The 12,832-nt window shown below is 48.3% G+C and carries 13 protein-coding genes; 10 read left to right on the forward strand and 3 right to left on the reverse strand.

All coding sequences use genetic code 11. The features are described 5' to 3' along the window. Positions 1-19 precede the first annotated feature (19 nt). The 7 genes from C8R14_RS09220 (at position 20) to panC (ending at position 6,297) form a co-directional block, all read left to right on the forward strand. Positions 20-781 (forward strand): endonuclease/exonuclease/phosphatase family protein, encoded by a 762-nt coding sequence (locus C8R14_RS09220; RefSeq protein ID WP_011635291.1) that lies wholly within the window; start codon positions 20-22, stop codon positions 779-781. Beyond that, complete coding sequence (clsB, locus tag C8R14_RS09225) at positions 778-1,935, forward strand: cardiolipin synthase ClsB (RefSeq protein ID WP_011635290.1); 1,158 nt, start codon at positions 778-780, stop codon at positions 1,933-1,935. The genes C8R14_RS09220 and clsB overlap by 4 nt, the downstream gene beginning before the upstream one ends. A gap of 153 nt (positions 1,936-2,088) precedes the next feature. Then, on the forward strand, positions 2,089-3,477 hold the full coding sequence (gene pcnB, locus C8R14_RS09230) for a polynucleotide adenylyltransferase PcnB (RefSeq protein WP_011635289.1): 1,389 nt from the start codon (positions 2,089-2,091) through the stop codon (positions 3,475-3,477). Further along, positions 3,474-3,986: a 2-amino-4-hydroxy-6-hydroxymethyldihydropteridine diphosphokinase gene (gene folK, locus C8R14_RS09235; RefSeq protein ID WP_011635288.1), complete on the forward strand. Its 513-nt coding sequence runs from the start codon at positions 3,474-3,476 to the stop codon at positions 3,984-3,986. Before pcnB ends, folK begins: the two co-directional genes overlap by 4 nt. Continuing rightward, entirely contained in the window at positions 3,983-4,627 is a 645-nt protein-coding gene (locus tag C8R14_RS09240) for a deoxynucleoside kinase (protein WP_011635287.1), read from the forward strand. Before folK ends, C8R14_RS09240 begins: the two co-directional genes overlap by 4 nt. Positions 4,628-4,630: 3 nt before the next feature. Beyond that, positions 4,631-5,440: a 3-methyl-2-oxobutanoate hydroxymethyltransferase gene (gene panB / locus C8R14_RS09245; RefSeq protein ID WP_011635286.1), complete on the forward strand. Its 810-nt coding sequence runs from the start codon at positions 4,631-4,633 to the stop codon at positions 5,438-5,440. Between the two features lie 23 nt (positions 5,441-5,463). Then, a complete protein-coding gene (panC, locus tag C8R14_RS09250; protein WP_011635285.1) occupies positions 5,464-6,297 on the forward strand; it encodes a pantoate--beta-alanine ligase in 834 nt (277 codons plus the stop codon). A gap of 23 nt (positions 6,298-6,320) precedes the next feature. Here the strand turns inward: panC and glgP are convergent, their stop codons facing one another. Beyond that, positions 6,321-8,876 (reverse strand): alpha-glucan family phosphorylase, encoded by a 2,556-nt coding sequence (glgP, locus tag C8R14_RS09255; RefSeq protein ID WP_011635284.1) that lies wholly within the window; start codon positions 8,874-8,876, stop codon positions 6,321-6,323. Between the two features lie 35 nt (positions 8,877-8,911). Further along, positions 8,912-9,457, reverse strand: coding sequence for an oligoribonuclease (orn, locus tag C8R14_RS09260; RefSeq protein ID WP_011635283.1), 546 nt, complete (start codon positions 9,455-9,457; stop codon positions 8,912-8,914). A gap of 156 nt (positions 9,458-9,613) precedes the next feature. On the opposite strand from orn, the gene C8R14_RS09265 reads away from it, so the two are divergent. From C8R14_RS09265 to rsgA, 3 genes are read left to right on the forward strand one after another with little or no spacing between them, the layout of a single operon-like run. Further along, positions 9,614-10,882 carry a M48 family metallopeptidase gene (locus C8R14_RS09265; RefSeq protein WP_011635282.1) on the forward strand — a complete coding sequence of 423 codons (1,269 nt, stop codon included), beginning with the start codon at positions 9,614-9,616 and terminating at the stop codon, positions 10,880-10,882. Beyond that, complete coding sequence (locus C8R14_RS09270) at positions 10,879-11,220, forward strand: 4a-hydroxytetrahydrobiopterin dehydratase (protein ID WP_011635281.1); 342 nt, start codon at positions 10,879-10,881, stop codon at positions 11,218-11,220. Before C8R14_RS09265 ends, C8R14_RS09270 begins: the two co-directional genes overlap by 4 nt. After that, positions 11,217-12,146: a ribosome small subunit-dependent GTPase A gene (rsgA, locus tag C8R14_RS09275; protein ID WP_011635280.1), complete on the forward strand. Its 930-nt coding sequence runs from the start codon at positions 11,217-11,219 to the stop codon at positions 12,144-12,146. Before C8R14_RS09270 ends, rsgA begins: the two co-directional genes overlap by 4 nt. 71 nt (positions 12,147-12,217) lie before the next feature. Here rsgA and C8R14_RS09280 read toward each other — a convergent pair whose 3' ends face one another. Then, the gene (locus C8R14_RS09280) at positions 12,218-12,676 is read right to left on the reverse strand and encodes an FKBP-type peptidyl-prolyl cis-trans isomerase (protein WP_011635279.1); all 459 of its coding nucleotides are present in this window, start codon (positions 12,674-12,676) and stop codon (positions 12,218-12,220) included. Positions 12,677-12,832: the final 156 nt, after the last annotated feature.

Below are 12,832 nucleotides of genomic sequence, written 5' to 3' on the forward strand. Positions count from 1 at the left end.
TCTGCCAGGAAACGAAGCAATGCGTGAATCTAATCGGACATTACATATCGCAACTTATAACATTCACAAGGGGCTGTCGTTTTTTAATCAGCGTGTGGTATTGCATGAATTGCGTGACTATTTGCGTAGCCTGAATGTCGATATCATTTTTTTGCAAGAGGTGATCGGGGAGCATACGCTGCATGCCAGCCGCTTTCAGGATTGGCCGAAAGATGCTCAGTATGAATTTTTGGCGGATGCAGTGTGGTCGGATTTTGCCTATGGAAAGAATGCGGTTTATAACCATGGCCATCACGGCAATGCCATTCTCAGCCGCTTTCCCATATCAAGCTGGGAGAATGAAGATATTTCGGCACACCGATTTGAAAGTCGCGGATTGTTACATTGCGAGCTGGCCATTCCCGGATGGAAAGACGCGTTGCACTGCATCTGTGTGCATCTGGGGCTGTTTAAGCGTGGAAGGTATCGGCAGCTGGAGGCCATAGAGCGCCGCATCCGGCAACTGGTACCGCCTGATGCACCGCTCGTACTCGCGGGAGATTTTAATGACTGGCGTGGTGTGGCAAATCAGGCTTTGGCCAGTCGCTTGAATCTGGTTGAGGTTTTTCAGTATACGCAGGGTAAGGCGGCGCGCAGTTTTCCATCTGTTTTGCCGTTGCTGCGTCTGGATAGAATTTATATCCGTGGTTTTCAGGTAAAAAATGCCCGGATTTTTCATAATCGCCCCTGGTCCAGAATTTCAGACCATGCTGCGTTGTCGGCCCAGATTATGCGTAAATGAGTTTGCCTGATTTTGTCGAAGGAAACTGTATAACACTACTGCATTCCGGCACGGAATATTTCCCGGTGCTGGAATCGGCCATTGATTCGACCAGGCAGGAAATTTATCTCGAAACTTATATTTTTCAGTACGATACAACCGGTATCCGAATTGCTGAAGCGCTTAAACGGGCAGCACAACGCGGGGTAGCTGTCCATCTGTTGATTGATGGATTTGGCTCGCTCAGCCTGCCCGGGAAAGTAATTCGGGAGATGCTTGCAGCAGGTGTGCGAGTACTGATATATCGGCCGGAGTTTTTTTCATTCCGGCTCAAACGCTCCCGCTTGCGTCGTATGCATCGCAAACTGGCGGTTATGGATGCCAGTTTGGCATTTGTGGGAGGAATTAATATTGTCGATGATTGCTACGAATCTGATGCGTTATTTCCACGATTCGATTATGCTGTTCAAATTATCGGTCCGCTACTGGAAAAAATTCATGCTACAGCAAGGCATCTGTGGATGTTGGTTGCATGGGTTTATTTCAAAAAGCGCTGGACAAATTATTTGTCTGTTGTCAGCAATAATCTGCCGGCAGGCCATCAGCGTGCATCGTTGGTTATCCGGGATAATCTGCGTAACCGGCGTAGTATTGAGCATTGCTATCTCAGGGCAATAGCGGTTGCTCGCAAGGAAATCATTATTGCCAATGCCTATTTTCTTCCCGGGAAGAATTTTCGGCAGGCTCTGATCAAGGCCGCGCAGCGTGGTGTCTCGGTTATCCTTCTGCTACAGGGGAAATCGGAATATCGCTTGCAATATTACGCCATGCATGCCCTGTATGGCCACCTGCTGGATGCCGGTATCCGTATCTACGAGTACCGGCAAGGGTATCTGCATGCCAAAGTGGCAGTTATTGACGGCTCCTGGTCTACTGTTGGTTCTTCCAATATTGATCCGTTCAGTTTATTGCTGGCACGTGAGGCCAATGTCATTATCTTAGATCGGATATTTGCAGCGGGATTACGGGGCAGTCTGCAACGGACATTGGAAGTCTCTTGTCCGGTGTTACAGCATTCCTGGAGAGGCCGGTCACGAATTAAACGTTCGCTGAACTGGATATGCTATTACTTCATCCGGATGGCGTGGGGATTACTGGGATACCGTCGGGACTAAGATCCCTTGGCCGCTTTAATACGATCTTGTCGCATACTCGGATACGGAATAACCAATGCCCGATTGCCATTTTCTTTTGTGGGCCAGTGTTTCATCAAAGTCTAATTTGTTACCAGGTGTATAATTTGTCGTTCACAGGTATTGCATCCAGGCATGATCCGTAAATTTCTGCATCATATTTTTTCCTTCGGCTCTACAGTTTCTGTTACAGCTGCCCCGGCATTCCGGGCCATTGCATGTGAGCGGCATGGAATTTCGCGCAGCAGCATTAGTGCCGGTTCGCTGAAAGTTGCACTGACTTTACAGCAAGCAGGTTATTCTGCCTATATTGTGGGCGGTGCCGTCCGTGATCTGCTGTTAGGGCTGAAGCCCAAGGATTATGATATTGTCACTGATGCCACGCCCGAAGAAGTGCGCGCAATCTTCCGTCATTCACGCATTATTGGTCGGCGTTTCCGGCTGGTGCACGTCATGAGCAAGGGAGAAACAGTGGAAGTATCCACTTTTCGCGGTAAGGCGGCTGATGATCTGATTCAGTCTGACAAAGAGTGTGCCTATATCGATGCCACCGGACGGTTGTTGCACGATAACTTTTTTGGCAGCCAGGAAGAGGATGTAAGACGTCGTGATTTCACTATCAATGCCTTGTTCTATAATCCTGCTACAGAAGAGATCATTGATTATCTAAGTGGTTTCGAAGATGTCATGGCAAAGCGGTTGAACATCATCGGAGATCCTGAGCAGCGTTACCGGGAAGATCCGGTACGGATGTTGCGGGCAGTGCGTCTTGCTGCCAAACTGGGTATTCAGATCGATGACAGGACAGCTGCACCTATTGGTGATCTTGCGCCATTGTTACTGAATGTTCCAGCGGCACGCCTGTTTGACGAGATGCTGAAGCTATTGTTTTCTGGTCATGCACTGACAGCTGTGATTGATCTGCGAACGCGAGGATTGCATCATGGGTTACTGCCGATGCTGGATGTAATTCTGGAGCAGCCTCTGGGTGAACGATTTATTTCTCTGGCACTAAAAAATACAGATGAGCGGGTGCGGCAGGGTAAACCGGTTTCTCCCGGATTCTTATTTGCAGCGTTATTGTGGCATGAAGTGTTGGCGGTATGGAATATTCATCTGAAGGCGGGTGAAAAAAATATTCCCGCATTATTACATAGAGCGATGGGCGATGTTCTGGCGGCTCAGCGCCGCCGATTGGCCATTCCGCGCAGGCATGATGGCGTTATTTATGATATCTGGTCCTTGCAGCCAAGGTTTCTGGCGCGCGCAGGTCGTAAGCCATTTCGCCTGCTGGAGCATCCACATTTCCCTGCCGCCTATGATTTTATGCTGTTGCGGTGTAAAAGCGGAGAAATCGACGAAGAGCTGGGGCAATGGTGGCAAACATTCAAAAATACCGATAATGCTGCCCGGGAAGCAATGTTGCTGCAGGAAGCCCCGACAAAACGTCGCAGAAAACGTCGCCGTAGCAGTCAATCGGAAAGTGTAAAAGTAGACTCTCCCATTAATCAGGATATTTCATGACATCTGATTTTCATCCTGAATCTATCAGCCGTATTTTTATTGCATTAGGCAGCAACCTGGAAAATCCTTTGTCTCAGGTCAGGCGTGGAATACTGCTGTTAGCCGAGCTGGAACATTCACGTCTGGTAAAACGTTCTTCGTTTTACCGCACTGCTCCGATTGGCAATACCGATCAGCCCGATTTCATCAATGCGGTAGTACAGATGGAAACAAATCTGACACCGCATCACCTGCTCGATACTCTACTGGAAATCGAGCGTGCTTGCGGTCGTGTGCGTACTTTTCCCAACGCCCCACGCATCCTTGATCTGGATATTCTGTTATTTGGAAACCTGCAACACAGTGATACAAAACTGGTGTTGCCACATCCACGTATGCATGAGCGCGCTTTTGTACTGCAACCCTTGCTGGAAATCGCAGCAGATTGCGTGATTCCGGGAAGAGGCCCAGCTGCCGCTTGTCTGGCTGCGTGTATGAAACAACCATTGGAGTATATTGCATCATCATGAATCTTGAGCGCTGCCGCTATATTGTTGTTGAAGGACCTGTCGGTGCGGGTAAGACCAGCCTTGCCCGTAATATGGCAACCCGTTTGAACTGTTCACTTATGCTGGAGCAGCCGGAGGCTAATCCGTTTCTAGAGAAATTCTATGAAGATACGCCCAGATATGCCTTGTCAACCCAGTTGTTTTTTTTGCTCCAGCGCAGGCATCAACTGCAATTGATGAGGCAGGAAAATGGTTTCTCACAATCTGTCGTGAGTGATTTTTTATTTGAAAAAGGTCAGTTGTTTGCAGCCGTTGCGTTGAGTGAACCCGAGCACGGGTTATACCGGCAGATCTGCGAACAGATGCCCCTCGATGCACCGGCGCCTGATCTGGTGATTTATCTGCAGGTTTCACCCGAAGTCCTCATTAAACGCATCCGGCAACGTGGCAATACGCTGGAACAGAACATATCGGAGGATTATCTGCGACGCCTGGCAGAGCGCTATATGCAATTTTTTCATGAGTACGATCGAGCGCCGGTCATGATCGTGAATAGCGAACATATTGATCTGGCGAACAGTATTGCCGATTTTGATCTGTTACTGACGCGCATTGACCAGATGCGCAGTGCACGTGAATATTTTAATGTTGGAGCCAGTTAACAGATGGATCGGCCGGTTACAAAACGTATAACGGTTTTGACACTGCAGAATATTTACCGGGAGAAGGGGAAAATAGCGGCCCTGACCTGTTATGACGCAACGTTTGCTGCGGTACTGGAAAACGCAGGAGTTGATATTCTGCTGGTGGGGGATTCGCTTGGAAACGTGATACAAGGTCAGGCCAGTACTTTGCCGGTTACACTGGATGAAATGATCTACCACGTTTGCTGTGTAGAGCGCGGTACTCACAGCGTATTTATCCTGGCTGACATGCCGTTTGGCACGTTCCAGGTGTCTCCACAGGAAGCATTCAGGAATGCAGTTCGGTTAATGGCTGCCGGTGCGCAGATGGTTAAGGTTGAAGGGGGAAGGCATATGGCAGAAACCATAGAATTTTTGACCTGTCGTGGCATTCCGGTATGTGCCCATATCGGGTTAATACCTCAGTCTGTCCACCAGTTAGGCGGCTACAAAATTCAAGGGAAAACACCTGATGGTGCCAGACAATTGCTGGAGGATGCACTGCTATTGCAAAAGGCAGGGGCGGCCATGCTCGTGATGGAGTTGATCCCGGCTGCACTGGGAGAGGAAATTACCCGGTCACTATCCATCCCGACTATCGGCATTGGTGCTGGTGCAGTATGTTCGGGACAGGTCTTGGTGTTGCACGATATGTTAGGCATCAGTAGTGGTACTTTGCCGCGTTTTGTCAAAAATTTCATGGCAGGCGCAGATAGTATTCAGGTGGCAGTCAGGAATTATGTGAAAGCAGTCAAAACCGGAGAATTTCCTGCGCATGAACATATGTTCTGACAGGTACGATACGAATTATTCACGTGGAAATAATCACTGATATCGCATCGTTGCGTGTGCGGCTTCAAGATGAAGCTTCAATAGCCCTGGTGCCAACTATGGGTAATCTGCATGCGGGCCATTTATCTCTGGTGCGGATCGCTCAGCAGCATGCTGCTTGTACCGTCGTCAGTATCTTCGTCAATCGTTTGCAATTTGCTCCGCATGAAGATTATGACCGCTATCCACGTACCCAGGAGAACGATTGTCGCTTGCTGGAAGAATATGGTGTGGATATCGTATTTATTCCAGGTGAAAAAACACTTTTTCCTATCCCACAGGAATTTCAGTTACTGCTTCCACCTGTGGCAGATACGCTGGAAGGTGCTTGTCGCCCTGGATTTTTCCGTGGGGTGACAACGGTTGTATTGAAGCTGTTCAATATCGTGCAGCCACAGGTTGCGATATTCGGTGAAAAAGACTACCAGCAACTGCAGATTATCTGCAGGATGGTTGCTCAACTGAATCTGCCCGTAGAAATTATTGCTGGCCAGACGATACGGGCAGAAGACGGTCTGGCGCTCAGTTCACGTAATAATTACCTTGATAACATCCAGCGGCAGAAAGCGAGCGAGCTGGCTTGTAATCTGAAGAAAATTGGAGAAAGTATTGCTTCGGGTGAACGAAATTTCCCACAGTTAGAATGGTCTGCCATCGAAAGGCTGAATATGCACGGCTGGAAAGTTGACTATATTTCGGTACGACAGAATCGCACGCTGTTACCGGCAACAGCGTGCGATTCTGGTTTGGTCATATTGGGCGCGGCGTGGCTGGATCAAATTCGGCTGATTGACAATTTTCCGTTGGTATTGTCATAACAAGAATAATAATGGACTGGCTATCACAGCCATACCATCTTGCCCATTTCCAGTGGGTGAGTCAGCAGCGGGTGATAGGGGTAGACACGTAGATAATATTGCTGTCTGCCGCACAATTCCGGTATATGGTTCAGTTCGAACTGATGCTCGTTCGGCTCGATGATGCCGGTGCATTCCAGCCGAAAATTCTGGAACTGATTGAGCTTGACTTTGTTGTATTGCCGCGAGAGCAGCAACTCCACGACGACATCTTCTGGTTGCAGGCCGTTTAACTTCACAGCGAGTTTAAAATGCAAGGCGTTACCAAATTCGAGCTGCTTGCTGGGTATGTCGAGTCGTCGCACACTTACGCCGTTCCATGCTGCATTTATTCGCGCTTTCCAGGCGGCAATATCTTTGGCGATTGCAAAATTATCCTGACTGTAGCCCGCCCCTTGCCGACTGGCGAGTGTGTAAAACTTCTGGATATATTCTCCAACCATTCGCCTGGTTCCGTATTGTGGTAACAGAGAGGTCATTGAATGTTTGGCCATGTTTACCCATTCGACCGAGTAACCAAACTTGCCGTGATCGTAATAGAGTGGAATGACCTGATCTTGCAGGATTTCGTAGAAAGCCCGACCTTCTTCGGCATCGCGTAATGAAGCTTCCAGATTCTCCGAAACAGGTTTGATTCCCCACCCGTTTTTGCCGTCATAGCCTTCTCCCCACCAGCCATCCAGTATACTCAGATTGAGTGTGCCATTGATTCCTGCTTTCATGCCTGATGTACCACTGGCTTCCAGTGGATAGATAGGGTTGTTGAGCCAGACATCAACGCCTGATACCAGTCGCCGGGCGAGGCGCAAATCATACCCTTCCACCAGCAGGATATGCCCTCTGAATTCTGGCATATCTGCGATATGATAGATGTGTCGAATCAATTCCTGGCCAGGCAGATCGGCTGGATGGGCCTTACCGGCAAAAATCAGTAATACCGGGCGTTCGGGGTCAAGCAGTAGTTTACGCAGCCAGTCAAGATCTCGAAACAGTAGTTTGGCGCGCTTGTAGGTAGCGAAACGGCGCGCAAAGCCCAGTGTCAATATATTCGGGTTGATCGGATCAGCAAATCTGAGCAGGCGATCAAGATGGGCTTCAGAGCCATGATTACGTAAATTCTGCTCGGTCAGGCGCGCGCGGATACCGTAAAACATTTGTGATTTCAGACTCTGCCGTACACTCCAGAATATATGGTCCGGAATGTTATGAATGCCTGACCAGAATTCGGGGTCCTGTTGTTTGTTGCGCCATTGCGGACCCAGGCGGCGGTCAAATAGATCCACCCATTCCTGTGCCAGAAATGTCGGTACATGGACGCCATTGGTAACATAGTCAATTGGATTTTCTTCTGGCTCGATCTGTGGCCACAAATCCCGACAAATATTGGCGGAGACATCTCGGTGGATTCTGCTGACGCCGTTATGCATGCGCGACATGCGAATGGCCAGCGCGGTCATGTTGAAGTCATGATTATTTGAAGTGTGACCAAGCGCCATGAATTCTTCCCGGGAAATTTTCAGTTCGTGATAAATTTCCTGAAAATAATGGTGCATCATGTCTTCCGGGAAATGATCGTGGCCCGCTGGAACGGCCGTATGGGTGGTAAAGATTGTATTGACTGCTACCGCCTCTGTTGCGCTGGCAAAATCCAGCCCTTGTCGTACCAGCTCAAGAGCGCGTGCCAACATCATGAAGGCGGCATGGCCTTCATTACTATGCCAGATTGTGGGTTTGATATCCATTTCCCTGAGAGCGGCTACTCCGCCCACGCCGAGGATGATTTCCTGCTCGATGCGCATGGTGTTGTTTCCACCGTAAAGCTGGTGTGTGATCAGACGATCATGTTCGGAATTATCCGGAAGATCGGTATCGAGCAGATACAAACTGACATGTCCGATTTGTGCTCGCCATACTTTGACGGTAACGATTCGTCCGGGGAATTGCACAGATATTCTAACTTCCGAGCCATCATCATGTAGTACGGGTTTTACCGGCAGATCCTCGAAATCCGAGTCGCAGTAAACAGGCTGCTGATTACCGTGACCATCAATAGTCTGGAAGAAGTAGCCCTGCCGATAAAGCAGTCCAACTGCAACAAAAGGGAGACACAGATCGCTGGCAGCTTTGCAGTGATCGCCAGCAAGAATGCCAAGACCACCAGAATAAACCGGCAGGCTTTCATGAAAACCAAACTCAAAACAGAAATACGCAACCTGATCACGCACATTCAGCCCCTTAATGGTCTGGTGGCGAGAAGGCTCCGAATGATAGGAATCGTAAGCAGACAGAACACTATTGTAATGGCCGAGGAATGTCAGATCTTCTGCCGCCTGGAGTAGTGCGGATTCATTCACCCGTCTGAGAAACGCTTTGGGGCTGTGCCCTACAATTCCCCATAGCTGTGGATCAAGCCTCGAAAACAGGGCGCGTGTGGCCCGATCCCAGCTGTACCAGAGATTATTTGCTAGTTCCTCCAACCGATCCAAGCGTGCCGGTATTTTGGGGCTGATGGTAAGTGTAAATGCAGTGCGTTGAGTCATTCATTGAGCTCCTGTAGTAGATGAATCACGGACATTCAGATATTAAACAGGTGCTGGCGATAGTGTTTGAGTTCTTCTATTGAGTCGTAAATATCAGCCAGTGCTTCATGTTTACCTTGTTTGTTGAATCCCTGGGCAACTTCAGGTTTCCAGCGTTTGGCCAATTCCTTGAGTGTACTGACATCCAGATTGCGGTAATGAAAATAAGCTTCCAGTTGCGGCATGCATCTGGCTAGAAAACGTCGATCCTGGCAGATTGAATTTCCGCACATAGGCGAGATATCGGCCGGGACGTATGGCGCCAAAAATGCCAGCATGCGAGCTTCTGCTTCGGCTTCACTCAATGTTGAAGCCTTGACCTTATCGATCAGGCCAGATTTGCCGTGTGTGGACTGGTTCCATTTATCCATCCCGTTAAGGACACTGTCTGGCTGTGAAATGACCAGTACCGGTGCTTCAGCTACTGTGTTGAGTTGCGCGTCTGTGACGACCAGGGCGATTTCGATAATGCAGTCAGTATTCGGATTCAGACCGGTCATTTCCATGTCTATCCAGATAAGGTTGTTACTGTCTTGTGCCATAATTCTGAATGTTTGTTACGTGAATTTTCAAGATAGGATTGTGTCACATCCAAGTATACTCGTCGTGATCGGTCTGCTCCTCTGTTTTCCGGGGGGGGACATAAAGAATAAAATCCTAGCATGTCCTGTTCAGATACTTAATTTCCAGGTGGTTTTATGCATATTTTCACCATTGTTTTTATTCTTGCGCTGACATTGACTACGCTGGTGCAGTTGTGGCTGGCTACCCGGCACATACGCCATATAACAGCAAACCGCGACCAGGTTCCAGCTGCTTTCGCTTCACAAATTGAATTATCTGCTCACCAGAAAGCAGCTGATTATACCTGTGCAAAAGTACGCCTGAGTTATCCAGGCATACTGCTCAACACAGGTTTGTTGCTAGTGTTGACACTGGGTGGTGGATTGGAATTGCTGTCGGACTTCTGGTATTCCTGGTTCAGTGATCCGCTATGGCATGGGATGGTACTCATTTTTAGTGTATTAGCTCTGCTGAGTATAGTTGCAATCCCTTTTAATTATTACCGTACATTCGTCATTGAACAGCAATACGGATTCAACAAGATGACGCGAGCCATGTTTTTTACTGATCTCGTCAAGCAGACCGTAGTGGTGGCATTGTTGGGTGCGCCATTGTTGTTGAGTGTCCTGTGGTTGATGGAAAAAACAGGAGATAACTGGTGGTTATATACTTGGTTGACCTGGATAGGTTTTAACCTGTTTCTACTGGCGGTTTATCCTAACTGGATTGCCCCGCTGTTCAACAAGTTTTCACCGTTGGAAAATGATTTACTCAAGGCTCGTATTGAAAATCTGTTGCGGAAGTGTGGTTTTGAATCCAGTGGGTTGTTCGTTATGGATGGCTCTCGTCGCAGCAGTCATGGCAATGCCTATTTTACCGGGTTTGGTAAAACGAAGCGGATTGTGTTCTTTGATACGTTGCTGAACCGTTTGGAAGCTGCGGAAATCGAAGCGGTGCTGGCACATGAGCTGGGCCATTTCAAACGGCATCATGTCATCAAGCGGATTGCGCTGTCGTTTGTAGTCAGTCTGTTGTTTCTATGGGTGTTGGGTTATCTAATGCAGCAACCGTGGTTCTATAATGGACTGGGTGTTCAGGTGGCTGATGTGCCATCAACCGCCATGGCACTATTGCTGTTCTTTCTGGTGATGCCGGTATTTACCTTTTTGCTGCAACCATTATCCAGTATCTATTCACGCAAACATGAATTTGAGGCAGATGAATATGCAGCTCAGCAATCATCGGCGGCAGATATGATCCAGGCGCTGGTCAAGATGTATCAGGATAACGCTGCGACGCTGACACCTGATCCGCTACATTCTGCTTTTTATGATTCGCACCCGCCAGCAGCAATTCGGGTTGCGCATCTCAAGAAAATAATCACAACAGGAGCTGCAGCATGACTAATATCTGTGACTTGGCTGACCGGAAATGTAAGCCGTGCGAGGGAGGAGTTCCTCCATTGAGGAAAGAAGAAGCTGAAAATTTGTTGAAGCAGTTGGAGCAGGGCTGGCAACTGGCAGATAACAGAATCAGCAGGACTTTTTCTTTCAAGAATTATTACCAGACGATGGCTTTTGTCAATGCGGTTGCCTGGGTATCACATCAGGAAGATCATCATCCGGATATGATGGTTGGTTATAACCAGTGCCGTGTAGAGTATACGACGCACGCCATTGGCGGATTATCGGAAAATGACTTTATCTGTGCGGCGAAAGTCGATATGTTGCTCATATCTTGAGAGCCAGAGATATTGGCGTAAATAAAGCCGGATCGCCATTGCTCGGCAGGGTAGTAGCGGCCTATGGCCGTCATTTTGAAGTCGAAACTGCACATACTATTTATTCCTGTGTTGTACGTGGTAAGAAAAAAGGAGTGGTATGTGGTGATTGGGTTGAAATGCTTCCGACAACGGACGGCCAGGGTATTATCGAAACTATCCTGTCTCGTTCAAGCCTCTTTTATCGTAGCGAGCTCTTTCGTGAAAAACTGATCGCGGCCAATGTCACGCAGTTGATTTTTGTGCTGGCGGTTGTTCCAACTTGTAATTTTGAATTGCTTGATCGTTGTCTGATTGTTGCCGAAAACCAGGGAATCAAGTCGCTCATTATATTGAACAAGATCGACCTAATTGGCAAGGATGTGCAAAGGCAGGTTGTTGCACAAAGCTTGGTGTTTTACCGGGAGCTGGGGTATCCCGTACTGGAGATCAGTGCGGAAGCCAACGCTCAGCTACTTGTTCCGTTCCTGGGCGGACAGATCAGTCTATTGGCGGGGCAATCTGGTGTGGGCAAATCCACGCTGCTTAACGCACTTATTCCAGTGGCGCAGCAGGCAACCGCAGAAATTTCCGATGCACTGGATAGCGGACGACACACGACTACCCATGTTCGTCTTTTTCATCTTGATACGAACAGTAGCATCATTGATTCCCCTGGTTTTCAGGAATTCGGTCTGCAACAACTGGATGAAGAATCACTGGCATGGGGGTTTGTCGAATTTCGTCCTTTTCTGAAACAGTGCAAATTCCGGAATTGCCGGCATGTTTCAGAGCCGGGTTGCAGATTATTGCAAGCGGCGCAGGAAGGTATTCTTAATTCACGCCGGTTAGCTTGTTACCATAAGTTGATGAAGTGCATAAAGGAATCCCTCCCTGGAGGGAGGTAAACAAAGGAAGCTGGCGATAAATAACCCGACAGGTGGTATTTGTCTGTTTTCCCGCCGGGCCCAGCCCCTGGTTACTCCAGGCCGATCAATTCCACATCAAATATCAGTGCTGAATCGGGAGGGATAACACCTCCGGCGCCATGGGTACCGTATGCCATGGCGGAGGGGATAATCAAGGTACGTTTTCCACCAACTTTCATACCCAGTACTCCCTGATCCCATCCTTTGATAACCCGTCCAGCACCAAGCAGGAATGAAAAGGGAGTGCCACGATCGTGAGAACTGTCAAATTTTATGCCTTTATGGTCTTCCGCAGTGGGATCATACAACCAGCCTGTATAGTGCACATTGGCGGTTTTGCCAATATCGGCTTCTTCTCCAGTACCAACCTTGGTATCTATTTTTTCCAGTGTTGTTACATCTGCAACATTTACGTAGTGTGGTGTCATGTGTTCCCCGGCAGCCTGGGCATTTATCGATAAAAATAGACATCCTGAAAGAACGATGCCCAATAGTTTTTTTACATTCATTATTACCTCTAAAAAGTAGTATTCACAGCTTGGTAGATTGGATAATTCGAGATTTGCTGGTGGAATTTACCCGTTTCACAGCACCATTCCGAACAGCAGAAATAATAAAGCAATTTCCACTTGTCAGGTTTATTCTGAAAACGGGACAGGTAAAGC

Origin of the sequence: Nitrosomonas eutropha (assembly GCF_003201195.1) — a bacterium.
In the GTDB taxonomy this organism is placed as follows: domain Bacteria; phylum Pseudomonadota; class Gammaproteobacteria; order Burkholderiales; family Nitrosomonadaceae; genus Nitrosomonas; species Nitrosomonas eutropha.